This window comes from Pseudomonas sp. ANT_H4 (assembly GCF_008369295.1).
Classification (GTDB): Bacteria; Pseudomonadota; Gammaproteobacteria; order Pseudomonadales; family Pseudomonadaceae; genus Aquipseudomonas.
Window position 1 is genome coordinate 102,419 of sequence record NZ_VOBG01000012.1, and the last position, 23,123, is coordinate 125,541.

The window sequence follows — 23,123 nt, forward strand, 5'->3', positions numbered from 1 at the left end:
TAAGAGTGTACTCACGCGTTTTCGTTCGGTTCCAAGGGATAATAGTCAGCAGATGTTGCGAATTGAAGACCGGTGCAGGTTGCCCGCCAGATGACTATCATTGGCACTTCTTGCCTTGGGGTCTCTGATGAATTCACTTTCTGCCTTCCCGATCACTGCCAAATGGCCAGCCCAACATCCCGAGCGCCTGCAACTGTACTCGTTGCCGACCCCCAACGGGGTCAAAGTGTCGATCATGCTGGAAGAGCTAGGCCTGGCGTACGAGCCGCACCGGGTCAGCTTCGAGACTCAGGACCAGTTCTCGCCCGAGTTCCTTTCTTTGAACCCGAACAACAAGATCCCGGCGATCATTGACCCCAATGGCCCAGGTGGTAAACCGCTGGCGCTGTTCGAGTCCGGTGCGATCCTGATCTACCTGGCAGAGAAGGGCGGCAAGTTCCTGTCCACTGACCCGGCGGCGCGTTACGAGACGCTTCAATGGCTGATGTTTCAGATGGCCGGTATTGGTCCAATGTTCGGTCAGGTCGGTTTTTTCAACAAATTCGCCGGCAAGGCCTACGAAGACAAGCGCCCCCGCGACCGTTACGTCGCCGAAGCCAGGCGCTTGCTGGATGTGCTGGAAAAGCGCCTGTTGGGCCGCACCTGGATCATGGGTGATGACTACAGTATCGCCGATATCGCCACCTTTCCCTGGATACGCAACCTGATTGGTTTCTATGAGTCAGGCGACCTGGTGGGGATTACCGACTTTCCTAACGTGCTGCGGGCGCTGGACGGGTTTGTCGCGCGGCCGGCGGTGATCCGCGGCCTGAATATTCCAACAGCCTAATCTCCATTTGAGTGCAGCCCGATGCCTTCCTTCGATTTCAAGCAACTGGACGTTTTCAGTTCCCAGCCCCTCAAAGGCAACCCACTGGCCGTGGTGCTGGGCGCCGACAGCCTCAGCGACCAGCAGATGGCCGACTTCGCCAAGTGGACCAACCTCAGCGAAACCACCTTCCTGCTCAAACCCCGTGACCCACGTGCCGACTATCGTGTGCGAATTTTCACCACGCTGCAGGAATTGCCCTTCGCCGGGCACCCAACCCTGGGCAGTTGTCATGCCTGGCTGCATGCCGGTGGCAAGCCTATGGGTGAGGAGATCATCCAGGAGTGCGAAATCGGCCTGGTGCGTATCCGTCGTCAAGGTGACGAACTGGCGTTTATTGCACCACCGCTGTTGCGATCCGGTCCGATCGAGGCCGAGTTGGTGGAGCGTGTTCGCCTGGCCTTGAGCCTTGAACCGGGTGCCATCGTGCGTACCCAGTGGGCCGACAACGGTGCAGGCTGGCTGGCGGTAATGTTGGCTGATCGTGAGGAGGTGTTGGGCTTGCGTCCGGACTATTCGCAACTGCAGGGGCTGGCGGTAGGCGTGATCGCCCCGTGGAACCTGGATCGGGACGGCGACGAAGCGCAGTTCGAAGTCCGCGCCTTCATTGCTGGCGACGGCGCCCCGGAAGACCCGGCAACCGGCAGCCTCAACGCCGGCGTCGCCCAATGGCTGTTGGGTGAAGGCCTGGCGCCGAGCCGCTATGTGGTCAGCCAGGGCACGGCCATGGGCCGCGCCGGGCGAATCCGCGTGGAACAACAAGACGACGAGATATGGATTGGAGGCGCGGTCTCGGTGTGTATTGAGGGGAGGTTGACCCTTTAACGATTATTCGCCGCCAGCGTGCCTTTTGTTTGTTCCGGGCATAGTCGCAAAAGCCATTATCACGCAAACGCAAAGGCACCGTTATGGATGCGGTGTTTGTGTTTTCGGTCAATCCGGGCATAAGCTTTCGCCCTATTAAGCTATCTGCCTCGCCACATGCGTTGGCCCTTTTTGTAGAAAATTGTAGGAAAACCAATGTCTAGCCAGTTCCCCGAAGCCCGTCCCCGTCGCCTGCGCCGTTCCCCTGAGTTGCGCAGCCTGTTCCAGGAAACCGAATTCACCCTTAACGACTTGGTGCTGCCAATTTTCGTCGAAGAAGAAATCGACGATTTCGTGCCCATCACCAGCATGCCCGGCGTGATGCGCATCCCTGAATCGAAACTGGCGGGCGAAATCGAGCGTTACGCCCGTGCCGGGATCAAATCGGTGATGACCTTCGGCGTCTCCCATCACCTGGATGCCAGTGGCAGCGACACCTGGAACGAGCGCGGCCTGGTCTCGCGCATGTCCGCTATCGCCAAGGATGCGGTGCCGGAAATGATCGTCATGTCCGATACCTGCTTCTGTGAATACACCGATCACGGCCACTGCGGCGTGATGCACGGCAGTGAAGTGGACAACGACCGCACCCTGGTCAACCTTGGCAAGCAAGCCGTGGCAGCCGCCCGCGCCGGTGCCGATGTAATCGCGCCCTCGGCGGCCATGGACGGTCAGGTCCAGGCCATTCGCCGTGCCCTGGATGAGGCTGGTTTCAGCCATATCCCGATCATGGCCTATTCCACCAAATTTGCCTCGGCGCTTTACGGCCCGTTCCGCGAAGCCGGCGGCAGCGCGCTCAAGGGCGATCGTAAAAGCTACCAGATGAACCCGATGAACCGCCGCGAAGCCGTGCGCGAATCCCTGCTGGACGAACAGGAAGGCGCCGACGCACTGATGGTCAAGCCGGCCGGCGCATACTTGGACATCATCCGCGACATCCGCGAAGCCTCGCGCTTGCCGGTGGCGGCGTATCAGGTCAGCGGCGAATACGCGATGATCAAGTTCGGCGCCCAGGCTGGAGCCATTGATGAAGCGCGGATCGTTAGGGAAACCCTGGGCTCGATCAAACGGGCCGGTGCGGATTTGATCTTTACCTACTTTGCGATGGACCTGGCGTTGGCCGGGATTTGATCCAAGCCCAATCCTCTGTAGGAGCAAGCTCGCTCCTTGTACAGAGGAAGTAGCCTTACCGCTGCGCAAACGCCAGATTCAACCCCAACCCCGCAAACGTCGCGGCAAAGCTGCGGCGCAGCCAATTCTGCACCCGTGGCGATTCGATTACGCCACGGCGGAAAACATTGGCCAGCAGGCCATAAATCACAAACACCGCAAGCGTCATTGCCATGAACACACTGCTCAACATCAGCATTTGCACGGCCGGTGCGGTGCTGCCTGGGCTGACGAATTGCGGCAGGAAGGCCAGGAAAAAAATGGTCAGCTTCGGGTTGAGGATATTCAGCAGGCAGCCTCTGACCATCAGGCTGCGGGAGCTGGAAACCGTTGGTGTGTCGTTCATGGCAAACGCCGAGCGATCGCGCCACGTCGCGTAGGCCAGGTACAACAGATAAGCCGCTCCGGCGAACTTCAACGCCTCGAATGCCAATGCACTGGTGTGCAGCAGGGCGGACAGCCCCAATACCGATGCCAGGAGGTGCGGGACGATTCCAGCGGTGCAGCCCAGCGCCGCGAAGATACTGGCACGCTTACCGGCCGTCAGGCCTGTGGAAATAGTGAAAATCACGCCGGTGCCGGGGATTAGCACGACAATCAGGCAGGTAATGAGGAAGTTCAGGCTGAGCATGGCATTCAAACTCCTTGTTGGAACGAGGGGAATCCAATCCTTTCACGTTTCGTTTCCATCGGCGAGTAGGGATGTATCCCGCAGCCATACGATAGAACCCGCGTTAAACTTGCCTGTCGATATCTGCCATGACTGGACTGTCGCTGCCCAAGGAAGCCCCATGCATTCCCACCGCCTGATCCTCTGCCTGACCACATTGCTGGTGCTGGCCGGCTGCTCCAGCCAACGTACCGCGCAACAGCCTGAGCGCAGCGAAGCCGAGGTCAAGGCGCAGATCGTGCGGTTGCTGCCGGCGAAAGTCCCGGACCGCACCGGCTGGGCCCAGGACATCTATACCGCGTTCGATATCCAGAAAATCTACCCCAGCACCGAGAATATCTGCGCGGTATTGGCGGTGACCGAACAGGAGTCAACTTATCAGGTCGACCCGCCAGTGCCGGGCATGGGCAAGATTGCCCAGGATGAAATTCTGCGGCGTGCGGCCAAGGTGCATATGCCCGCTGTGCTGGTGCGTGGTGCACTGCAATTGCGCTCGCCGACGGGCAAATCCTATGCCGAACGCTTGAGTGCTGCGCGCACGGAAAAGGACCTGAGCGCGATCTTTGATGATTTCATCAGTGTCGTACCCTTGGGGCGCACGCTGTTTGGCAGTTTCAATCCGGTGCACACCGCAGGCCCGATGCAGGTGAGCATTGCCTTCGCCGAGAAGCAGGCTCGGGGTTATCCCTACACGGTGGATGGCACTATTCGCCGGGAAGTGTTCACCCGTCGCGGCGGTATGTATTTTGGCATCGCCCATTTGCTGGGCTACCCGGTGAGCTACGATCAGCCGCTGTACCGCTTCGCCGATTTCAACGCCGGTTGGTATGCCAGCCGCAACGCCGCGTTCCAGGCGGCGGTCAGTCGCGCTTCGGGAAAGAGTCTGGCACTGGATGGGGATTTGATCCGCTATGGCTCGATCCTGCCGGGCACCACGGAATTGGCGGTGCGCTCCCTGGGCAAGGCCCTGGACATGCGAAACCCGAGTATTCGCAGCCAGTTGGAGCAGGGTGACCGACTGGATTTCGAAGACACCACCCTGTATCAACGCGTGTTTGCCCTGGCCGAGAAGGCCGAAGGCAAACCGCTGCCTCGGGCGATTTTGCCGGGCATCGTGCTGAAAAGCCCGAAGATCACCCGCAACCTGACCACGGCCTGGTTTGCCAAGCGGGTGGATGATCGCTACCAGCGCTGCATGAAGCGCTGACACGGCCCAGCCCAACTGGCTACGACGACGCTCAGTGACGACGCTTCACGAGCTTGCGCCACAACCAGACCCATAGCCACAACACCGGGAACGCCAGGATCACGAACGGCAGTACGTAGCTCGACCGTTCCAGGGCATCGGCGGTGCCGTCCACCAGGTTGTCCCCCAGGTTGCTGAACATCCGGCTCAAGCGCGACTGTTGTTGCGTGCCATCGGATGGCCGGAAGTTCAGGGTCACGCGGTTGGTGTCCAGCCGCCGCTGGTGGCCGGCGGCGACCTGGGCCAGTTCCTGCAATGCGTTCTCGATGTTTGCCTGCTCTTTGGTCAAGGCAATCAGGTCGCCCACGGTGATGTCCTTGCGCGCAGCCAATGCATCAAGGCGCTGTTGCTGTGCCTGCAAGCGTTCCTGGCCGCGGCGGTTGTTAGCTACGGCATCGGCCAAGTCCTCGGCGCTGGTGATCCGTTGCCCGCGTTGCCCACCTTCGGCGGCCATGGCCACCATCGGCTCGACCCCGGTGGGGGCGATACGCAGCACAATCGTGCCGCCGTCGCTGTTCTCTTCAATACGCAGGATATTGCAGGCACCGAAACGTGCCGATTCGCAGGCTTCGCGGGTGGCCTGCATGCGCGGTACCAGCACGGCGACGGGCAAGGACAGGCTCAATTCATGTTCATAGGCCAATTGCGCATCTGCGCGGCCTTGTTCGCCATTGATCACCGTGGCTTCGGAGTGATCCTTGGGTGATCCTTGGGTGAGCCGCCGGTGAGGGCCAGGGTCGTCAACAACATCAGCGCGGTGAATCTGCCTTCCAGGTGGTGCATTGCAGTTCCTTTGAGTGTGCAAGATAAGGTCGAGGGCGATTAAAGCGGGTCTGCAGGATTAACGCAAAGCATCGCCCGGGATTTGCCGCGCTGATCTTGCTGGTCTCGGCGGATGGGCCGGGTTACACCTCAAGTCTCACTCTAGGACGAACCTGCCATGACCCGTGTCCCCGAAGGATTTATCCCCTTATCGCGCAGCAGCCCTCTCCTGGATTTGTTGGGTCCGGTGTACTGTCGCGGCGAAGGCCTGCAACTGGAACTCGGCCTGCGCGCCGACAACCGCCACGCCAACGGGCGCGGCACCGTCCACGGCGGCGTATTGGCAACCCTGGCGGATGTCGGCATGGGCTACGCGATGGCGTTTTCCAGTGAGCCACCATTGCCACTGATCACTGCCAGCATGACCCTGGACTACCTGGGTTCGGTACAGGTGGGGGAGTGGATCGAGGTCCGACTGGAACACCACAAGCGCGGTCGGCAGATGGCCTTTGCCACAGTGAGCTTGCAGGTAGGGGAGAAGGTGGTGGTGCGGGCCAGTGCGGTGTTTGCGGTGCCGCAGGTACCAAGTTGCCCCTGACACCGCCTCGCTAAAGCTCGACAGCTATGTGAATAGCGCAGGGCACGCGACGTGTGGCAAGTTCCGGGTAAATCCAGGCAAAGAAAAGGCCCGGCTTTTCGTGGAGCCGGGCCTGTTCCATGGTGCTCTTTGAATCAGCTGCGTTCGAGGGCCAGTGCTACGCCTTGGCCACCGCCGATGCACAGGGTCGCCAGACCTTTCTTGGCATCACGCTTGATCATTTCGTGTAGCAAGGTCACCAGCACTCGGCAGCCTGACGCACCAATCGGGTGGCCGATGGCAATTGCGCCGCCGTTGACGTTGACCTTTGCTGTATCCCATTCCAGCTCTTTGCCCACCGCCAGCGACTGGGCGGCGAAGGCTTCGTTGGCTTCGATCAGGTCCAGGTCGCTCAACTGCCAGCCGGCTTTGTCCAGGCAGCGACGGGTGGCCGAAACCGGGCCAATGCCCATGATCGCCGGGTCGACGCCGGCATTGGCGTAGCTGGCAATACGCGCCAGCACCGGCAAGCCGAGGGCTTTGGCCTTGTCGGCACTCATCAGCAGTACGGCAGCAGCGCCGTCGTTGAGGCTGGAGGAGTTGCCAGCGGTAACGCTGCCGTCTTTCTTGAAGGCCGGCTTGAGCTTGCCCAGGGATTCGGCGGTGGTACCGGCGCGAGGCTGCTCGTCCACGGCGAAGGCAACCGGGTCGCCCTTGCGCTGGGGAATCAGGATCGGCGTGATCTCATCAACAAATCGCCCAGCTTCGATGGCGGCAGTGGCTTTTTGCTGGGAGGCGGCGGCGAAAGCGTCCTGGGCTTCACGGCTGATGCCGTACTTGTCCACCAGGTTCTCGGCGGTGACGCCCATGTGGTAGTCGTTGAACGCATCCCACAGGCCGTCGGTGATCATGCTGTCGATCATCTTGGCGTGGCCCATGCGCAGGCCGGTGCGGGCGGCTGGCAGGACGTAGGGCGCCAGGCTCATGTTTTCCATGCCGCCAGCGATGATCACCTCGGCGTCACCGCAGCGAATGGCCTGCGCGCCAAGATGCAGGGCCTTGAGGCCCGAGCCGCAGACCTTGTTCAAGGTCAGCGCGGGTACGGCGTGGGGCAGGCCGGCGAGGATCGAGGCCTGGCGTGCCGGGTTCTGGCCGCCGCCTGCGGTCAGCACCTGACCGAGGATCACTTCATCCACCAGCGCGGGGTCCAGGCCGGTCTGCTCCAGCAGGCGGCGGATCACCGCAGCCCCCAGTTCCGGCGCTGGGATGTTGGCCAGCGAGCCCTGGAAACTACCCACGGCGGTGCGTGTGGCAGCAACAATGACGACGTCTTGCATGGAATCTTTCCTCACTGCGCAGCGAACTGCATTTCTGGAACATGGTCCGGGACGATCAGTTTACCGGCGGTCTTGCTGACAATCTCTTCAACGCTGACGCCAGGTGCGCGTTCCTTGAGGACAAATGCGCCATTTTCGATTTCCAGGTAGGCCAGGTCCGTCAGCACGCGCTTGATGCAATTGGCACCGGTCAGCGGCAGGCTGCAACGGCTCAGCAGTTTCGACTCTCCGTCCTTGGAGGCGTGGGTCATGGTGACGATGATGTTTTCTGCACCGGCCACCAGGTCCATGGCGCCGCCCATGCCCTTGACCAGCTTGCCGGGGATCATCCAGGAGGCGATGTTTCCTTCGACGTCGACCTCAAAGGCGCCCAATACCGTCAGGTCGATATGGCCACCGCGAATCATCGCGAAGGACTCGGCCGAGGAAAAAATCGAAGCGCCGATACGGGCGGTGACGGTTTGTTTACCAGCGTTGATCATGTCGGCATCGATGGTTTCTTCAGTAGGAAACGCGCCCATGCCAAGCAGGCCGTTTTCCGACTGCAGCATCACTTCCATGCCTTCGGGGATGTAGTTGGCCACCAGGGTCGGGATGCCGATGCCCAGGTTCACGTAAAAGCCGTCCTGCATTTCGCGGGCGACGCGTTGAGCCATTTGTTCGCGGGTAAGAGCCATGTGTTGTCTCCTTATTATTTGGGCTGGATAAAGGTCACTTGCGCACGGTGCGCTGTTCGATGCGCTTCTCGAAGGTGCCGCAAATGATCCTGTCGACGTAGATGCCAGGGGTGTGGATCTGCGCCGGGTCCAGCTCGCCCGGTTCGACGATTTCCTCGACTTCGACCACGGTGATCTTGCCGGCGGTGGCGGCCAGCGGGTTGAAGTTCTGCGCCGTGTGGCGGTAGATCACGTTACCGAAGTGGTCGGCCTTCCAGCCTTTGACGATGGCGAAGTCGCCGGTGATGGATTCTTCCATCAGGTAAGGGCGACCATTGAATTTGCGGATTTCCTTGCCTTCGGCAACCGGGGTGCCGACGCCGGTTGCAGTGAAGAAGGCCGGGATGCCGGCGCCGCCTGCACGCAGCTTTTCCGCCAGGGTGCCTTGGGGAGTGAGCACTACTTCGATTTCGCCGCTGAGCAGTTGCTTCTCGAACAGGGCATTTTCACCGACGTAGGAGGCGACGACCTTGCTGATCTGCTTGCCTTCCAGCAGCACGCCCAGGCCGAAACCATCGACGCCACAGTTGTTGGAGACCACAGTCAGGTCGCGGGTGCCTTTGCGCTTGATCTCGGCGATGAGGTTTTCCGGGATGCCGCACAGGCCGAAACCGCCGGAGAGTACGGTCATGCCGTCTTCAAGACCTGCCAGCGCTTCCTCATAGGACGCCACGCGTTTATCGAAACCTGCCATATGCACCTCTTTTATTGTTTGTGGGTCAGCCATATGCCCCGAGTGTTGCGCCGTGGGATTGATTTGTTAAGTTGTTTTTTAAGGTTGATTGATTTAAAAAACAGCATAGTCGCCGACGGTCCGGAGTAGTCTCATGACAGTTAAACAGATGCGGGCCTTTCTTGCCGTGGCCCATAGCTTGAGTTTTGCTGCCGCCTGCGAGCGCCTGCACCTTTCCCAGTCGGCGCTGAGCCTGACCATCAAAGGCCTGGAGGAGGGCCTGGGCGGGCGCCTGTTCAGCCGAAATACCCGTAATGTCGCGCTGACCCCGGAAGGCGAATCCCTGTTGCCCCTGGCTCGGCGCTTGATTGCTGATTGGGATAACGCCGAGGACGAACTACGCCAGCGTTTCACCCTGCAGCGTGGGCGGGTGACCGTGGCGGCGATGCCGTCATTTGCCGGCAACCTGCTGCCGCCGATCCTGAAGATATTTCGTGCGCGTTTTCCCCAGGTCAATGTCACGGTCAATGACGTGATCAACGAGCAGGTGCTGGAAATGGTCCGTGATCGCCAAGTGGAGCTGGGGGTAGCCTTCGAGCCGCCACAAAGCTCGTCACTGGGATTTACCCCGTTGTACCTGGACCGTTTTATCGCCGTAGTACCCGCTGACTCACCGTTGACGCAAATGGCCGAGATCGACTGGAAAAGCCTGCTGGAGCAACCCTTCATTACCCTGCAACGCCCTTCAACGGTACGGGTGATGTTGGAGGAACACCTGGGCGCCTTGGGTATGAAATTGCCAGTGGCGCTGGAAAGCCATCAACTGGCGACGGTGGGAAAAATGGTCGCCAGTGGCCTGGGTGTCAGCGCAGTACCGGCGTTGTGTGCCCGACAAATGCAGGAGGCGGGCGCCCATTGCATTACCTTGCGTGATCCGGTGATCGAACGACCCATTGGCGTATTGACCAAATCCGGCCATGAACTCTCGGCAGCAGCCCAGGCATTGTTTGATATCTTTCGCGATGAGGCGGGGAGGGGGCGGTTTCCGGCCTAGTTATAAAAATCAGCAATAAAAAAGCCTGCTCGGTTTAGCGAGCAGGCTCAAGTTATTAGTTGCTATTAATCAGCAGTATTTATCAATAACTCGAACTTTCGAGTTGTCTTTCAAAGCCTGCCATTCGCTGTTCAGCGTATGGAAAACCTGCTCGATAAAGCCGCGATCGGCGGCAGCCTTCTTGCCGACATAACCCTGGCCGCGGCGGTACACCTTCAGGCGCGCTGCCAACTCACGGTTATTCTTGTCGAACTCTTCTTCCACGGTATGGGGCGCCAGGCAGTCAATATGGACCTGACCCGATTTACCAATCCACAGGATATGGTCGTCGAGCGTGTCTTTCTGCGCTGCGAACATCTCAGCCAATTCATTAATAGTTGGTTGGTTGTTCAGATTCATGTGTAAGCCCCTTGACCAGTTGGCGATCTTCAATTGATTCGTTAAAACTGTTTAGTTGTCTCCGGTTCCGAAAACCGGGCGTCAGCGACGGACTGCCGAATACGGGCAGGGTCTTGAACCTGATGCATGTAGTCTTGCTGATGAACTGCTACGCAATGCTTTCATAACGAAGACAAGCAGCGTTTTAGCTCCTTGTACCGATCCTTTCGGGCCAGTCAGCTTCATCAATCTGCCTTGTGGGCAGTGCACATCCGGGAAAAACAGCTCGGCGGTCAGACGAGCTAGTTCAAAGCGCTTGTTACCAACGCTCCCGATCCGGGAGACAACTGAATCATGCAAGGACAAAAAGGTTACGTCAACGATTATGTAGTGATTATTTTTGATCACTACATAAATCGTTGCGGAGGCAGGAGAAAGCAGGAAGTTGTGACTTGAGCGTCATTTTTTGTGCGGGTGGGTCGAGTGCTTTCGCTATCCCAAGCGTTCCACCAGCAGCGTCGAGGACGACTGATGGCAGTGGTGAGGCCAACGTAGCCTCGCTGGGGCTCGGCAACTGCTACGGCAGTTGCTGTTGTAGATGCTTATGCCTGTCACTCGCCGCGAATGTACTGCTCCAGCTGCTTGATCAGGTCGGCCTGTTCGGCAATCGCTTCCTTGACCAGGTCGCCGATGGACAGCAGGCCCAGCAACTTCCCATCTTCCACCACCGGCAAGTGGCGCAGGTGACTGTCGGTCATGATGTTCATGCATTTCTCGACGCTTTGGTGAATGTCGACGGTAATCACCGGTGAGCTCATGATTTCGCTGACCGCTGTCGTGGCAGAGGATCGACCCTTGAGAATCAGTTTGCGCGCGTAATCACGCTCGCTGATGACGCCGATAACCTTGCCTTCATCAACGACCGGCAGGGCACCGACGTTTTTTGCCGCCATCAGAATCAGAGCCTCCATCACTGTCTGGTGTGACTTGATGGTATGGACTTCCTGGTTTTTCTGTTCCTTGGATTTGAGCACTTGTGCAACGGTCTTCATGGCGGCCACTCCGGTGTTGTTGTTGGGAAGTCAGCGATCCCTACAGAATCCTAGACGGTCCACGACTGAGCAAGGTCTAAAGCGCTGTATATCCCGTCGAAAAACGTCATTGGCAGGACTTTTTCCCTGTTCACGTCTTGTTTGCCGGTTTTGCTGCGTGTTTCGGGCTGGCGGTGGTCTTGCGTTTGGCGGGCTTGCGTTTGTTTTTCCAGGGTGTGGCGCCACGTCCCGCCGGGCTGGCTGGACCGCTGATAGTCAGGCTCAACCCGCTGCAACGGCTGACCTGCTTGCTCATCCACGCGGCCTGCTTGGAGACGAATTCTTCCAGGCTCATTTCACCGCTTTGCACCATGTCCAGCGCCTGCTCCCAAATGGCCGTGGTACCGGGGTCGGCAATCGCCCGTGGTACGGCATCGATCAGGCTGAACGCCGCGGGTGTCGCGGACAGGGCCTTGCCGTTTTTCACCAGATAACCCCTATCCAGCAAACCTTGGATGATCCCGGCCCGGGTCGCTTCAGTGCCGATGCCGGTGGTGTCCTTGAGTTTCTGCTTGAGCAACGGGTCTTCCACCAGCTTGGCGACGTTCTTCATCGCCTTGATCAGGTCGCCTTCGGTGAAGGGCTTCGGCGGCTGGGTCCACAGGTCTTTCAGGTTGACCTTCGCCACCGCGTAGTCCCGGCCTTGTATCAGTGCCGGCAAGGGCTGCGGTGCGGGCGCCTCGCGGCCTTTGCTCGGTGCCAGGGCTTCGGGCAATGCCCGTTTCCAGCCCGGCTCGACGATGACTTTGCCCACCGCCCGCAAGGCTTCGCCCGCGCAGTCGAAATCTGCCTGGGTGCGGTCGTACTCGTGGTTGGGTAGAAACTGCGCCAGGTAGCGTGCGCGAATCAGGGTGTAGACCGCGCGATGCTTGCCGGTCAGTTGGCCGAGGTCCTTTCCTGCACCTGTGGGGATGATGCCGTGGTGGGCGCTGACCTTGGCATCGTTCCAGGCCCGGGAGCGCCGCTGGGCGTCCATGTGTGGCATCAGTGCGTTGACTGCCGGATCAGCCCGGCCCAGCGCCGCGAGAATCTTTGGCGCGTCGCCGTGCTGGCTGACGGGCAGGTAGCCGCAGTCACTGCGCGGGTAGGTGATGACCTTGTGGGTTTCGTAAAGAGATTGGGCGATATCCAGGGTTTCCTGGGCGCCGAGGCCGAGCTTTTTCGAGCAGATTTCCTGCAAGGTGCCAAGGTCGAAGAGCAGGGGTGCCACTTCGCGCATGCGTTCGGTACGCAACTTGATCAACCGCGCGCTGGCGGCGTTGCTCATTGCCGTCGCGGCCTGTTGCGCCAGCTGCGGATTGAGGCAGCGGCCCTGATCATCACAGGCGTCTTCGGTGGCGCGCCATTGGGCGGTGAAAGTGATCGAGTCATGTCGCAGCTCGACATCGATGGCCCAATAGGCCACCGGCACGAAGTTGGCAATGCTGCGGTCGCGGTCCACCACCAGGCGCAGGGTGGGGGTTTGCACGCGGCCGACTGGCAATACGCCCTGGTAGCCGGACTGGCGGCCCAGCAGGGTGAACAGACGGCTCATATTCATGCCGATCAGCCAGTCAGCGCGCGACCGCCCGAGGGCCGAGTGGTACAGGCTGAAGGTTTCGGCGCCGGGCTTGAGGGCCGCCAGGGCCTTGCGGATCGAGGCGTCGTCCAGTGCCGATAGCCACAGCCGCTGGATCGGCCCGCGATAACGGCAGTGCTCAACCAGCTCCCGGGCAATCATCTCGCCTTCACGGTCGGCGTCGGTGGCGATCACCAGTTCCTGGGCTTCCCCCAGCAGGCGCTTGACCACCTTGAACTGGCTGGCGGTCCTGGGTTTGACCAGCATCTTCCATTTTTCCGGGACGATGGGCAGGTCGGCCAGTACCCAGCGCTTGTAGCGGGCGTCGTAGGCATCGGGCGGAGCGGTTTCCAGCAGGTGGCCGATGCACCAGGTCACTGTGACCCCGGCACCCAGCCAGCAACCGTCACCACGGCGGCTGGCGCCGAGCACGGCAGCGATATCCTTGGCCTGGGACGGTTTTTCGCAGAGGAACAGCCGCATGGTCACCACATTCGTTACGAAGTTGAATGGGGAGCAGGATGGGCAATGGAAGGGATTTGAGCAACCTTTATCTGGATGGATGTACAGCTAAAAGCTTCAAGCTTCAAGTAAAAGCCGACTCGCTCTTACTTGCCGCTTGAAGCTGACCGCTTGAGGCTCAATTATTATCTATGTCCACATTCTTCGTTTCTTTCAGGAAAATCAGCCCGACGATCAAACTCACCCCAGTAATCACTACCGGATACCACAGGCCATAGAAGATATCGCCGGTGTACACCACCAGCGCAAACGACACCGTCGGCAGGAAGCCCCCGAACCAGCCGTTGCCGATGTGATACGGCAGGGACATCGAGGTGTAGCGGATGCGCGTCGGGAACAGTTCCACCATCAGCGCTGCCAGCGGACCGTAGCACATGGCGGCGATCAGGATCAGGGCGACGATCAGCAGCACCACCATGGTTTTGTTGACCTGTGCCACATCCGCCGAGGATGGGTAACCGGCCAGGGTCACGGCGCCACGCAGGGCTGCTTCGTCGAAGCCGTCGATACGCACCTCGCCCACACTCACCTGGGCCGCGCTGCCCGCAGGAGCGGTGGCGCTGTTGTAAGGCAGGCCCTGTTTGACCAGGAAGGTCTTGATCTTGTCGCATGGGCTGTCAAAACGTGCCTTGCCCACCGGGTCGAACTGGAAGGTGCAGGTGGCCGGGTCCGCCAGCACGGTGATCGGTGCCTGTTGGCTGGCCTGGTCCATGGCCGGGTTGGTGTAGTGGGCCAGGCTCTTGAAAATCGGGAAGTACAGCGCGGTAGCCAGCAGCAGGCCGACCATCAGTACCGGTTTGCGCCCGACCTTGTCCGATAGCCAGCCGAAGAAGATAAAGAGCGGCGCACCGATCACCACGCTGATGATCAGCAGCATATTGGCCAGGGCCGGGTCCATCTTCAGGAACTGGGTGAGGAAGAACAGCACGTAGAATTGCGCGGCGTAGAAGGTCACAGCTTGGCCAGCGTTGATGCTGAACAGGGCGATCAGCACCACCTTGAGGTTTTCCCACTTGCCGAAGGACTCGCGGATCGGCGCCTTGCTGACCTTGCCTTCCTCTTTCATTTTCAGGAACGCTGGCGATTCGTGCAGGCTCATGCGAATCCAGGTGGAAATGCCCAGCAGCACGATCGACAGCAGGAACGGCAGGCGCCAGCCCCAGACTTCGAATTGGTCGCCGGTGAAATAACGGCACGCCAGCACCACCAGTAGCGACAACAACAGGCCCAGGGTAGCGGTGGATTGAATCCAGCTGGTGTGAAACCCGCGCTTGTCGGCCGGAGCGTGCTCGGCGACGTAGGTCGCGGCGCCGCCATATTCACCGCCCAGGGCCAGGCCCTGGAGCATGCGCAGCACCACCAGGATTATCGGTGCGGCGATGCCGATGCTCGAATAGGTTGGCAGCAGGCCGACACAAAAGGTCGCCACACCCATCAGGATGATGGTGACAAGGAATGTGTACTTGCGCCCGATCATGTCGCCGAGGCGGCCAAATACCAGCGCGCCGAACGGCCGCACGACAAAGCCGGCGGCAAAGGCCATCAGAGCAAAGATAAACGCCGTAGTGTCGTTGACTCCGGCAAAGAACTGCTTGCTGATCACCGCCGCCAGGGCGCCATAGAGGAAAAAGTCATACCACTCGAACACGGTCCCCAGGGACGAGGCGAAGATGACTTTTTTGGTTTCGTTGCTGGTTCTCGCGCCGATCGCGGAGTCCAGGGGTTGAGCATGCTCTGACATTGGGTATCCCTCACAGTGATTATTTATTGTTGTTCCACTGTCGACGCCGTGTCGGCGTCGCCGCACCACCTCCCCTGTAGGAGACGGGGGTGCTCAGATTGCCGTAACCAGTTCTTTCTCTGGGGCGAGGCTCCTTGTGCCGGGGGACAGGATCAGATGCGCGGCTTTTTCCGCGATCATCAGCGTCGGTGAGCAGGTATTGCCTGAGGTGATGTGCGGCATGATCGAGGCATCAGCGATACGCAGGCCGGGAACACCATGAACCCGCAGTTGCGCGTCGACCACCGCATCTTTATCGCTGCCCATGCGGCAGGTGCCCACCGGGTGGAAGATGGTGGTGCCGATCCGCGCGGCAGCTTCCTGCAGTTGTTCGTCGCTTTGCAATGCGTCGCCGGGAAGGTACTCCACCGGCTTGAATTGGCTCAGGGCCTGGGCGCTGACGATGCGCCGGGTCAGGCGAATGGCGTCGGCGGCGACCCGCAAGTCTTCCGGGTGGCTCAGGTAATTAGGCTGGATCAGCGGCGCATCCTTGGGGTCGGCCGAGCGGATATCGATACGTCCGCGGCTTTGTGGGCGCAAGTCGCAGACTGATGCGGTAAAGGCCGGGAAGGCATGCAACGGTTCGCCAAAGCGTTCCAGGGACAGCGGTTGCACGTGGTATTCGAGGTTTGCCGAGGTCTGTTCCGGCCCCGACCGGGCAAACGCGCCAAGCTGGCTGGGAGCCATGGACAGCGGGCCGCTGCGGTCATAGAGGTAACGCAGGCCCATGCCCATCTTGCCCCACAGGGTGGCGGCGATCTGGTTCAGGGTACGGGCGTTTTCCAGCTTGTAGATCAGCCGCAGTTGCAGATGGTCCTGCAGGTTGCCGCCGACACCGGGCAACTCATGCAGCACCTCGATACCCAAGGGCTTGAGTACGCTGGCCGGGCCAATGCCGGAGCGTTGCAGGATGCCGGGTGAACCGACGGCGCCGGCGCACAGGACAATTTCCTTGCGTGCCCGCCAGGTGACTTGTTGCCCGTACTGGCGCCCGACAACCGCGCTGGCCCGGCCGTTTTCCAGCAAGACGCGGTCGACTTCAACCTCAGTCAACACCGTCAGATTGGGCCGTTGCCGAATCGGCTTGAGAAAGGCCTTGGCCGCATTCCAGCGCACACCGGCTTTCTGGTTGACCTGAAAGTAGCCGCAGCCTTCGTTGTCGCCCTGGTTAAAGTCGTCGATGCTGGCGATGCCACTTTGCTTGGCCGCCTCACGAAAGGCATCGAGGATTGGCCAGTGCAGGCGCTGCTGTTCGATGCGCCATTCACCGCCATTACCGTGAAATTCGGAGCTGCCGGCAAAATGGTTTTCGCTCTGTTTGAACAGTGGCAACACATCGTTCCAGGCCCAGCCGGGATTGCCTTCAGCGGCCCAGCCATCGTAGTCCTGGGCCTGGCCACGCATGTAGATCATGCCGTTGATCGAAGAGCAGCCGCCCAGCACCTTGCCCCGTGGGTAGCTCAAGGCGCGGCCTTGCAGGCCTTGTTGGGCCTCGGTCTTGAAGCACCAGTCGGTGCGCGGGTTGCCGATGCAGAACAGGTAGCCGACGGGGATGTGAATCCAGGGATAATTGTCGCGACCGCCGGCTTCAAGCAGCAACACGCGATGGGCGGGGTTGGCGGACAGTCGATTGGCCAGCAGACAGCCTGCGGGGCCGGCGCCTACCACTACGTAATCGTATTCAGCAGCTGCAATGAGCATCTGGGGTCTCGCTTGTTTTTCTTATTGGCGCCATCCTAGTTGTTAGTTTTCGTCTTAAAAATGTTAGTTTTTACTCAACTGCTGTGCGTTTTTAGACAGCGCTGCTTTTAAGGGCGAGTAAGGGTGAGAGGGGAGGCGACATGTTCGACTGGAATGATCTGCGGTTCTTTCTTGAATTACAGCGCAGCGGTCGCCTGCTCACGGCGGCGCAAAGACTGAAAACCACCCACGCCACCGTGGCCCGACACATCGAGGCTATCGAAAAAAGCCTCGGCACCGCGCTGTTCGTCCAGCACGCCCAGGGTTATGAACTGACGCCGTCCGGCGAAGCGCTGCTCAAGCATGCCGAAGCCATGGAAAACGTCGCGCTGTTGGCCGAAGATGAGCTGACCCATTGCGCCGCGCCCTTAGGCAAAATACGCCTCGGCGTGGCGGAAGGCCTGGGGGTGATGTTCCTCGCCGGTCGCATGGGCGGGCTGTTCGAACGTTATCCGGGGCTGGAAGTGGAGCTGGTAGCGGTGCCGCGTTTTGTCAGCATCCTCAACCGCGAGGCGGAAATCAGCATCCACCTGGAGCAGCCCAGCGTCGACCAACTGGTGACCCGCAAACTCACCGACTACCGCCTGGCCCTCTACGCCAGCCGCAGCTACCTGGAGCGCACCCCGCCTATTGAAAAACGTGAAGATCTGGCCGTGCATGCCTGGATCGATTATGTCGATGACCTGCTGTTTAGCCAGGAACTGAAATTCCTCAGCAGCTTCTGCCGCAACCCTAGAGTGGTATTCCATAGCACCAGCGTCATCGCTCAGCACCAGGCGGCGCGCTCGGGGCTGGGTATCGCGGTGTTGCCGTGTTTCATGGCGGCAGGTGATCCAGAGCTGGTGCCGCTGCTGCCGGAGGAGAGCATCCAGCGCAGTTACTGGATCAGCTCCAGGCGCGAACTGCACAAGTCGGTGAGGTTGCGGGTGTTGTGGGATTACGTGGTGGAGTTGTGCGCGCGCGAGCAGGGAGTGTTGTTGGGGGAGTAGTCTCAGCCCCGCAGCTCAAACTCGGCGCTGCCCAGCCGTTCACCATTCACCAGTACATGCACCGCATGCTTGCCGGGGTAGTGCTTGCGCGTGGTCAGTTCACGAATATGTTGGGCGCGGCGCAGGGTGTGGTGTTCACCGGGGCCAAGGGTAAATGACTTCAGCTTGAACACCTTGGACGCACTGTGGCCGGCGCTTTTCACATAGTCGATGGCGTAGTCGACCACCAGCTTTTGCGGGCTGTCGGCGATGGACTCAAGGCTGAAGGACAGGTTGATCCGCTCCCCCAGACAGATCACCGCGGGCTCGACTTTCAGGTGATGGATTTTCACTTCAGCCTTGGCCCCGGCGCCCATGATCGTCAATGCACGCGTGTTTCCCTGCTTGATCAAGCTGCGCAAGGCATGCCGGGCGATCCAGGCGGTGTGGGGACTGTCTAGGGACCAGCCTTCGATCAAGGTCAGCACCCAGTCCGGGTGGTCCTTGGTGATGTCGTTGAGGTGATTGGCCACGGACTTGCGCACGTACAGGCTGCTGTCGGCCTTGAGGTTGTCGAGGATCAAGGCGCAAAGGCTTGGGTTCGCTTGGACCTGGGCCAGGCGGAACGACCACGGCAGCCTGGGTCGTGATCCTTCACTGGCGAGCCGTCGTACGTGTTCGTTGTCATCCTGCGACCAGTCGTGCATCACCGCCAGGGTGCGGTCGAAATCCTTGAGCAAAAAGTGCCGCACGGCAAACTCGGCGGAGCCAAAGGTGGTGAAGTATTTGAGCGCCGCCATGGAGCGCTTGAAGTCGTGGGCGCCATAACTCGCCACGTAGTGCGCCAGGAACAGGCTGACAAAACCGCTGTTCAGCCGTGGCGCCAGGGCGTACAGCAGCTTGAGCGATTGCGGGTAATCCTGCGGGATCACTGCATGCAGGCTTTCGCTGACCCGGGCCATGCGCTGCATCACCGACAACTCGGCCAAGCCCTGTTTGGCATGCTTGAGAAAACCCTTGGCGTCGAACGCCGGGTACACCGCCGTCATCTGCGTGGCGATGTGTTGCAGGCGTTCGACGTTGAAGATTTCCTTGAGGGCAGGAGCGCTTTGGTCAGTCATGGGCAAGTCCGCAGGTACTTGGGGATGCCCGGAAGGCTAACCATCAGCACCTAGAGATACCAGCGATATTCCCGCGCATTGATCTCCTGCTGGAAGGCCAGGTGATCCTGGCGTTTATTTTCGCAATAGACGTCGACAAATTCCGCACCCAGCCCTTCGCGCAGGGCCGGTTGGTGCTGCATGGCGCGCACCGCTTCGAGCATCTCCAGAGGGAAATCCGCGCCGCTGTTACGGTCCTCATTCAGAGGTGCGATGGGTTCGCGAGCCGCTTGCAGGCCGTGCTCAAGCCCCACCAGGATCGCTGCCAGCACCAGATACGGATTGGCGTCGGCACTGGCCAGGCGATGCTCGATGCGCAGGTTGCGTGGGTCGGACTCGGGAATGCGTACGCAGGCGTCGCGATCTTCATAACCCCAACAGGCTTTCGTGGCCGCGTTGACCGTACCGCCCAGGCGGCGGAAGGCGTTGTGGTTGGGGGAGAAAATCGGCATGCAATGAGGCAGCAGTTCCAGGCAGCCGGCCACGGCATGGCGCAACGGTTGCTGCTGGTGCGCCGCCAACAGGTTGTTGCCCGCGGCATCGTAGAGGCTGACATGCACATGCATGCCGCTGCCCGGATGGTGCAGGTATGGCTTGGCCATAAAGCTGGCGCGATAACCATGCTTGAGTGCCACGCCACGGGTGCTGCGGCAGAACAGGGCGGCCCAGTCGGCAGCGCGCAGGCCGTCGTCGAGGTGACCGAAATTGATCTCGAACTGGCCGGGGCCCAATTCGGCGGTGATCACCGTAATGTCGATGCCCTGGGCCTGGGCGGTTTGCACCATGTCATCGAGCACCGGGGCAAAGCGCGACAGGCGTTCGATGTGCAGGTTGGGTTGGTCGTCAGGGTCATCGCTCAACGGGTCGCGGGCAAATTGCGGCAGGCCGTCAGCGAGTTTTTTATCGAGCAAGTAGAACTCCAGCTCGAAGGCCACTACCGGGTGAATGCCCTTGTGTTGCAAGCGTTCCAGGACCTTGGCCAACACCTCGCGGGGTTCGAACTCGATGGGCGCTTCGGTGCCATCGGAGGTGATCAGCATCTGCCCCAAGGGTTGCGCTTCCCAGCTCACCGGCTTGAGGGTGCCGGGCACCAGGCGCCGATTGGCGTCCGGGTCGCCGTCGTGGAAGCAATAGTCGCCGATTTTGAACAGGCCGCCCTGAGCCCCCAGCAGCACGGCATTTTGCGGCAGCTTCAAGGAACTGCCGGCGGCGACTTTTTCCAGCATTTCTACCGGGTAGCGCTTGCCATAAAAATGCCCTGGAATATCCAGGGAAATCAGGTCGACGTAACGCACGTCAGGATGGTTCTGGCGAAAAGTCCGGACTTCGGCCAGCAGCGTGGAAGACTTGCTTTGCACGGGTGACGCTCCTTTGTGTGCCGTGATCGGCGCTCAGTTATAGACCCACAGCACGCGGGCTGGCAGGTCGGTCAGGTTGCCGTAGCGGCAATAGGCAAAACTGGCCAGGTGAAAACTGTCGCCGGGGCCCAGCGTGACCGACTCGGCCTCGCCCTCGACCCACAGCGTCAACTCGCCCTCCAGCACGTAACCGGCCTGTTCGGCGCGGTCGCTCATGGTTTGTTCACCACTGTTGGCGCCGGGTTCCAGCAGGCTGTCGAGGATCGAAAAAGCACCCTGCATGCTCGGCGAGACGAGGATGTCGGTGATCCCATTGGCGTAATACACCGTGCGCCGCTCATTAGGGCGGGTCACCCAGTTCACCGCCTTGGGTTTGGACAGGCTGTAGAAGTAGGTAGTGGGCACGTCCAGCGCGTGGCTGATGGCGGTCAAGTCGGCCACCGTCGGACGGGACAAACCGCGCTCGACCTGGGACAGGAAGCCGACGGAGCGGTCGATCTTTTGCGCCAGTTGGGCCAGGGTGAGCTTCTTGTACTTGCGCAGGTCGTGGATCAGGATCGCCAGGGCGTCGAGTTCTTCTTGTTTGTCCATGGGGGAGGCGCCGTGAAATTATCTTTAATAAATTTCATGAAAAATTACAGGATTAATTTCATGTGCGCAATGACGTCAGCACATCAAATAGAAATGTTGCCTGGCCCACCGCTATCGCAGCCTCGCTGAAGCTCGACAGCTCCCATACCGAATCTGCTTCGCTGTCGACCCCATTTAAATTTTGCATAAATGCATAAGTCAGCATTTTTTGCCGCTCAACTTGCGTTAAGGTACCTGCGCCCACTGGCTGCAATGGCTCCCTGGGCGATCGACTTAAGGACATGAGAGCAGGATGCTGGCCACCATAAAAAACTACCCCCGCACGGTTAATCTACTGCTGTTAGCCACGCTGATTCTCACGCTGGCGAGGGCGATTACCTTTCCCTATCTGGTGATCTACCTGTCCAGCCGTTTTGCCCTGGACATCAGCCAGGTCGGCCTGGTGATTGGCAGTTCGCTGATCGTCGGTTCCCTGTTGAGTGTGTACGGTGGCTTCCTGGTGGACCGGGTCAACAGCTATTGGCTGTTGCTTGGCCTGAGTCTGGTATTTGTGCTGGGCTTTGTCGGCACCGTGCTGGCGCGAGACCTGTGGTTGTTTTACAGCTGTCTGATCCTGATCAATCTGGCTTATGCGGTGATTGATATCGCAGTGAAGTCCGGCTTTGCCAGCCTGCTGCCTGAAGCGGCGCGCAGCGAAGTATTTTCCATCAAGTACACCCTGACCAATATCGGCTATGCGGTAGGCCCGGCGCTCGGGGCTGTGGTGGCCAAGCTCGATATCAGCCTGCCGTTTGTGCTGTCGGCGGTCCTTGGGGCGGGGTTTTTCCTGCTCTACTGGCGTTGGGGCGACAGGCACCTCACCACCGCCGACACCACGCAAAAACCGGTGTCGTTCCTGGCGGTGGGTGGTTTGTTATTGCGCGACCACCGGCTGGTCTGCTTTACCGTCGGCGGCTTGCTCAGCGCCGTGGTGTTCGGTCAGTTCACGGCCTACTTGTCCCTGTACCTGGTGACCACCGCCACTGCGCAATACACCTACACCATCATCAGTTCGGTGGTAACCACCAACGCACTGATGGTGATCAGCCTGCAGTATTTTATTGGCCGGCGTATTTCCCATCGCCACCTGAGCCGCTGGCTGATCCTGGGCCTGGGGATGTTCATGCTAGGGGTGATCGGTTTTGCGCTGGCGACCACTGTGTGGTGGTGGGTCCTGGCCATGGCGATTTTCACCGTGGGGGAAATCATCGTGTTCCCCGCCGAGTACATGTTTATCGACCGGATCGCCCCGGACCATCTGAGGGGCATGTACTACGGTGCGCAAAACCTTTCCAACCTTGGCGCTGCGCTGGGGCCGGTATTGTGCGGGCTGGTGCTGGCCAGCCTGCCGGCCCACTACATGTTCTACATGCTGGCGGCGTTTATTGTCGGTGGGGGCTTGTTCTACTTTATTGGTGCGTCGATACGCTCGGATCGGCCAGATTGACCTGCCCTACGGTATTGCTTTGCAGCTCGTAGCGCAGTTCTTCGATCATGTTTTCTACGTCTTGCGGGTTTTTCAGCTTGTTGATGCTGATCCCTGTGACCACCAGGTCTACCCGGCCGCTTTCTGCATCAAAGACTTTCAAGGTCAATGACGCATCGCGGCACAGGGTGAATTCGCAGTTTAGAGGCAGCAAGCCTGCTTCGATGCAGTTGCGCAGTTGCGAGAGGGTAAACATGCGGGCGCCCTCAGCGACGACGTAACAACAGGCCCAGGACCAGGCCCACACCGGCAACAATCGCCACGGTGGCAAGCGGTTTGTTTTTGGCGAAATCACCGACGCTATCCAATGCATCGCCGTAGGTTTGCTGCAATTGGCCGGCGGCCTGGCGGGCAACACCTTCGGCTTGAAGCTGTTCGTCACCGGTCAACTCACCGAAGAAATCTTGTGCCTTGCCTGCGACTTTTTCGACGGAGCCTTTGACGTGTTCGCTTTTCATGGTGTTCTCCTTCAAGGGCTTATGGCACAGGCTCTGAAGCCTGTGCTTACCCTTCAA

At 59.9% G+C, this 23,123-nt stretch carries 24 protein-coding genes; 8 read left to right on the forward strand and 16 right to left on the reverse strand.

The features are described from left to right. Positions 1–127 precede the first annotated feature (127 nt). The 3 genes from FQ182_RS17060 (at position 128) to hemB (ending at position 2,863) form a co-directional block, all read left to right on the forward strand. Positions 128–829, forward strand: coding sequence for a glutathione S-transferase N-terminal domain-containing protein (locus FQ182_RS17060; RefSeq protein WP_149413106.1), 702 nt, complete (start codon positions 128–130; stop codon positions 827–829). Positions 830–850: 21 nt separating this feature from the next. Next, positions 851–1,693: a PhzF family phenazine biosynthesis protein gene (locus FQ182_RS17065; protein ID WP_149413105.1), complete on the forward strand. Its 843-nt coding sequence runs from the start codon at positions 851–853 to the stop codon at positions 1,691–1,693. Positions 1,694–1,888: 195 nt separating this feature from the next. Further along, complete coding sequence (gene hemB / locus FQ182_RS17070; RefSeq protein ID WP_149413104.1) at positions 1,889–2,863, forward strand: porphobilinogen synthase; 975 nt, start codon at positions 1,889–1,891, stop codon at positions 2,861–2,863. A gap of 55 nt (positions 2,864–2,918) precedes the next feature. Here the strand turns inward: hemB and FQ182_RS17075 are convergent, their stop codons facing one another. Continuing rightward, on the reverse strand, positions 2,919–3,533 hold the full coding sequence (locus FQ182_RS17075; protein WP_149413103.1) for a LysE family translocator: 615 nt from the start codon (positions 3,531–3,533) through the stop codon (positions 2,919–2,921). Positions 3,534–3,693: 160 nt separating this feature from the next. Here FQ182_RS17075 and FQ182_RS17080 point away from each other — a divergent pair, with 160 nt between their 5' ends. After that, on the forward strand, positions 3,694–4,779 hold the full coding sequence (locus tag FQ182_RS17080; RefSeq protein ID WP_149413102.1) for a DUF1615 domain-containing protein: 1,086 nt from the start codon (positions 3,694–3,696) through the stop codon (positions 4,777–4,779). 31 nt (positions 4,780–4,810) lie between these two features. Here FQ182_RS17080 and FQ182_RS17085 read toward each other — a convergent pair whose 3' ends face one another. Continuing rightward, complete coding sequence (locus FQ182_RS17085; protein ID WP_149413185.1) at positions 4,811–5,581, reverse strand: DUF4349 domain-containing protein; 771 nt, start codon at positions 5,579–5,581, stop codon at positions 4,811–4,813. A gap of 177 nt (positions 5,582–5,758) precedes the next feature. Between FQ182_RS17085 and FQ182_RS17090 the strand changes: the two genes are divergently transcribed. Next, entirely contained in the window at positions 5,759–6,178 is a 420-nt protein-coding gene (locus tag FQ182_RS17090; RefSeq protein ID WP_149413101.1) for a PaaI family thioesterase, read from the forward strand. A gap of 134 nt (positions 6,179–6,312) precedes the next feature. Here the strand turns inward: FQ182_RS17090 and FQ182_RS17095 are convergent, their stop codons facing one another. Genes FQ182_RS17095 through FQ182_RS17105 form a run of 3 tightly spaced genes read right to left on the reverse strand, consistent with a single transcriptional unit; the run spans position 6,313 to position 8,904 of the window. Then, the gene (locus FQ182_RS17095; RefSeq protein ID WP_149413100.1) at positions 6,313–7,494 is read right to left on the reverse strand and encodes an acetyl-CoA C-acetyltransferase; all 1,182 of its coding nucleotides are present in this window, start codon (positions 7,492–7,494) and stop codon (positions 6,313–6,315) included. 11 nt (positions 7,495–7,505) lie between these two features. After that, positions 7,506–8,171, reverse strand: a complete 666-nt coding sequence (locus FQ182_RS17100; protein WP_133100412.1) for a CoA transferase subunit B — start codon at positions 8,169–8,171, stop codon at positions 7,506–7,508. 34 nt (positions 8,172–8,205) lie between these two features. Then, positions 8,206–8,904, reverse strand: coding sequence for a CoA transferase subunit A (locus tag FQ182_RS17105; RefSeq protein WP_149413099.1), 699 nt, complete (start codon positions 8,902–8,904; stop codon positions 8,206–8,208). 133 nt (positions 8,905–9,037) lie between these two features. On the opposite strand from FQ182_RS17105, the gene FQ182_RS17110 reads away from it, so the two are divergent. Then, the gene (locus tag FQ182_RS17110; protein ID WP_149413098.1) at positions 9,038–9,937 is read left to right on the forward strand and encodes a LysR family transcriptional regulator; all 900 of its coding nucleotides are present in this window, start codon (positions 9,038–9,040) and stop codon (positions 9,935–9,937) included. A 69-nt stretch (positions 9,938–10,006) separates the two neighbouring features. On the opposite strand, the gene FQ182_RS17115 is transcribed toward FQ182_RS17110, so the two are convergent. The 5 genes from FQ182_RS17115 to FQ182_RS17135 form a co-directional block, all read right to left on the reverse strand. Beyond that, on the reverse strand, positions 10,007–10,336 hold the full coding sequence (locus FQ182_RS17115; RefSeq protein ID WP_149413097.1) for a hypothetical protein: 330 nt from the start codon (positions 10,334–10,336) through the stop codon (positions 10,007–10,009). Between the two features lie 590 nt (positions 10,337–10,926). Further along, positions 10,927–11,367, reverse strand: coding sequence for a CBS domain-containing protein (locus FQ182_RS17120; RefSeq protein ID WP_149413096.1), 441 nt, complete (start codon positions 11,365–11,367; stop codon positions 10,927–10,929). Positions 11,368–11,497: 130 nt separating this feature from the next. Further along, the gene (locus FQ182_RS17125) at positions 11,498–13,447 is read right to left on the reverse strand and encodes a DNA topoisomerase III (RefSeq protein ID WP_149413095.1); all 1,950 of its coding nucleotides are present in this window, start codon (positions 13,445–13,447) and stop codon (positions 11,498–11,500) included. A gap of 157 nt (positions 13,448–13,604) precedes the next feature. Next, positions 13,605–15,227, reverse strand: coding sequence for an MFS transporter (locus FQ182_RS17130; protein ID WP_149413094.1), 1,623 nt, complete (start codon positions 15,225–15,227; stop codon positions 13,605–13,607). Between the two features lie 93 nt (positions 15,228–15,320). After that, entirely contained in the window at positions 15,321–16,967 is a 1,647-nt protein-coding gene (locus FQ182_RS17135) for a GMC family oxidoreductase (RefSeq protein WP_149413093.1), read from the reverse strand. A 140-nt stretch (positions 16,968–17,107) separates the two neighbouring features. On the opposite strand from FQ182_RS17135, the gene FQ182_RS17140 reads away from it, so the two are divergent. After that, positions 17,108–17,995, forward strand: a complete 888-nt coding sequence (locus FQ182_RS17140) for a LysR family transcriptional regulator (protein WP_149413092.1) — start codon at positions 17,108–17,110, stop codon at positions 17,993–17,995. Positions 17,996–17,997: 2 nt separating this feature from the next. On the opposite strand, the gene FQ182_RS17145 is transcribed toward FQ182_RS17140, so the two are convergent. The 4 genes from FQ182_RS17145 to FQ182_RS17160 are packed head-to-tail and all read right to left on the reverse strand — an operon-like array spanning position 17,998 to position 21,327. Continuing rightward, positions 17,998–19,095, reverse strand: coding sequence for a DNA alkylation repair protein (locus FQ182_RS17145; protein ID WP_149413091.1), 1,098 nt, complete (start codon positions 19,093–19,095; stop codon positions 17,998–18,000). Positions 19,096–19,145: 50 nt separating this feature from the next. Further along, complete coding sequence (locus tag FQ182_RS17150) at positions 19,146–20,492, reverse strand: glutamine synthetase family protein (RefSeq protein WP_149413090.1); 1,347 nt, start codon at positions 20,490–20,492, stop codon at positions 19,146–19,148. 33 nt (positions 20,493–20,525) lie between these two features. After that, positions 20,526–21,083 carry a helix-turn-helix domain-containing protein gene (locus FQ182_RS17155; RefSeq protein WP_149413089.1) on the reverse strand — a complete coding sequence of 186 codons (558 nt, stop codon included), beginning with the start codon at positions 21,081–21,083 and terminating at the stop codon, positions 20,526–20,528. 58 nt (positions 21,084–21,141) lie between these two features. Further along, the gene (locus FQ182_RS17160; RefSeq protein ID WP_149413088.1) at positions 21,142–21,327 is read right to left on the reverse strand and encodes a hypothetical protein; all 186 of its coding nucleotides are present in this window, start codon (positions 21,325–21,327) and stop codon (positions 21,142–21,144) included. A 48-nt stretch (positions 21,328–21,375) separates the two neighbouring features. On the opposite strand from FQ182_RS17160, the gene FQ182_RS17165 reads away from it, so the two are divergent. Beyond that, positions 21,376–22,569, forward strand: coding sequence for an MFS transporter (locus FQ182_RS17165; RefSeq protein WP_149413087.1), 1,194 nt, complete (start codon positions 21,376–21,378; stop codon positions 22,567–22,569). Here the strand turns inward: FQ182_RS17165 and FQ182_RS17170 are convergent. After that, complete coding sequence (locus FQ182_RS17170) at positions 22,532–22,804, reverse strand: DUF1652 domain-containing protein (RefSeq protein ID WP_149413086.1); 273 nt, start codon at positions 22,802–22,804, stop codon at positions 22,532–22,534. The two genes, FQ182_RS17165 and FQ182_RS17170, sit on opposite strands and share 38 nt — an antisense overlap. Positions 22,805–22,814: 10 nt before the next feature. Then, positions 22,815–23,066 carry a CsbD family protein gene (locus tag FQ182_RS17175; protein WP_149413085.1) on the reverse strand — a complete coding sequence of 84 codons (252 nt, stop codon included), beginning with the start codon at positions 23,064–23,066 and terminating at the stop codon, positions 22,815–22,817. Between the last annotated feature and the right edge of the window lie 57 nt (positions 23,067–23,123).

Excerpts from the sequence above, each read along its gene's own strand:
- FQ182_RS17165 (WP_149413087.1), top strand. The coding sequence starts at position 21,376 with ATGCTGGCCACCATAAAAAACTACCCCCGCACGGTTAATCTACTGCTG.
- hemB (WP_149413104.1), top strand. The coding sequence starts at position 1,889 with ATGTCTAGCCAGTTCCCCGAAGCCCGTCCCCGTCGCCTGCGCCGTTCC.
- FQ182_RS17130 (WP_149413094.1), bottom strand. The coding sequence starts at position 15,227 with ATGTCAGAGCATGCTCAACCCCTGGACTCCGCGATCGGCGCGAGAACC.
- FQ182_RS17095 (WP_149413100.1), bottom strand. The coding sequence starts at position 7,494 with ATGCAAGACGTCGTCATTGTTGCTGCCACACGCACCGCCGTGGGTAGT.
- FQ182_RS17140 (WP_149413092.1), top strand. The coding sequence starts at position 17,108 with ATGTTCGACTGGAATGATCTGCGGTTCTTTCTTGAATTACAGCGCAGC.
- FQ182_RS17105 (WP_149413099.1), bottom strand. The coding sequence starts at position 8,904 with ATGGCAGGTTTCGATAAACGCGTGGCGTCCTATGAGGAAGCGCTGGCA.
- FQ182_RS17115 (WP_149413097.1), bottom strand. The coding sequence starts at position 10,336 with ATGAATCTGAACAACCAACCAACTATTAATGAATTGGCTGAGATGTTC.
- FQ182_RS17065 (WP_149413105.1), top strand. The coding sequence starts at position 851 with ATGCCTTCCTTCGATTTCAAGCAACTGGACGTTTTCAGTTCCCAGCCC.
- FQ182_RS17080 (WP_149413102.1), top strand. The coding sequence starts at position 3,694 with ATGCATTCCCACCGCCTGATCCTCTGCCTGACCACATTGCTGGTGCTG.
- FQ182_RS17060 (WP_149413106.1), top strand. The coding sequence starts at position 128 with ATGAATTCACTTTCTGCCTTCCCGATCACTGCCAAATGGCCAGCCCAA.
- FQ182_RS17075 (WP_149413103.1), bottom strand. The coding sequence starts at position 3,533 with ATGCTCAGCCTGAACTTCCTCATTACCTGCCTGATTGTCGTGCTAATC.
- FQ182_RS17145 (WP_149413091.1), bottom strand. The coding sequence starts at position 19,095 with ATGACTGACCAAAGCGCTCCTGCCCTCAAGGAAATCTTCAACGTCGAA.
- FQ182_RS17110 (WP_149413098.1), top strand. The coding sequence starts at position 9,038 with ATGACAGTTAAACAGATGCGGGCCTTTCTTGCCGTGGCCCATAGCTTG.
- FQ182_RS17090 (WP_149413101.1), top strand. The coding sequence starts at position 5,759 with ATGACCCGTGTCCCCGAAGGATTTATCCCCTTATCGCGCAGCAGCCCT.
- FQ182_RS17135 (WP_149413093.1), bottom strand. The coding sequence starts at position 16,967 with ATGCTCATTGCAGCTGCTGAATACGATTACGTAGTGGTAGGCGCCGGC.
- FQ182_RS17125 (WP_149413095.1), bottom strand. The coding sequence starts at position 13,447 with ATGCGGCTGTTCCTCTGCGAAAAACCGTCCCAGGCCAAGGATATCGCT.
- FQ182_RS17100 (WP_133100412.1), bottom strand. The coding sequence starts at position 8,171 with ATGGCTCTTACCCGCGAACAAATGGCTCAACGCGTCGCCCGCGAAATG.
- FQ182_RS17120 (WP_149413096.1), bottom strand. The coding sequence starts at position 11,367 with ATGAAGACCGTTGCACAAGTGCTCAAATCCAAGGAACAGAAAAACCAG.
- FQ182_RS17175 (WP_149413085.1), bottom strand. The coding sequence starts at position 23,066 with ATGAAAAGCGAACACGTCAAAGGCTCCGTCGAAAAAGTCGCAGGCAAG.
- FQ182_RS17155 (WP_149413089.1), bottom strand. The coding sequence starts at position 21,083 with ATGGACAAACAAGAAGAACTCGACGCCCTGGCGATCCTGATCCACGAC.
- FQ182_RS17170 (WP_149413086.1), bottom strand. The coding sequence starts at position 22,804 with ATGTTTACCCTCTCGCAACTGCGCAACTGCATCGAAGCAGGCTTGCTG.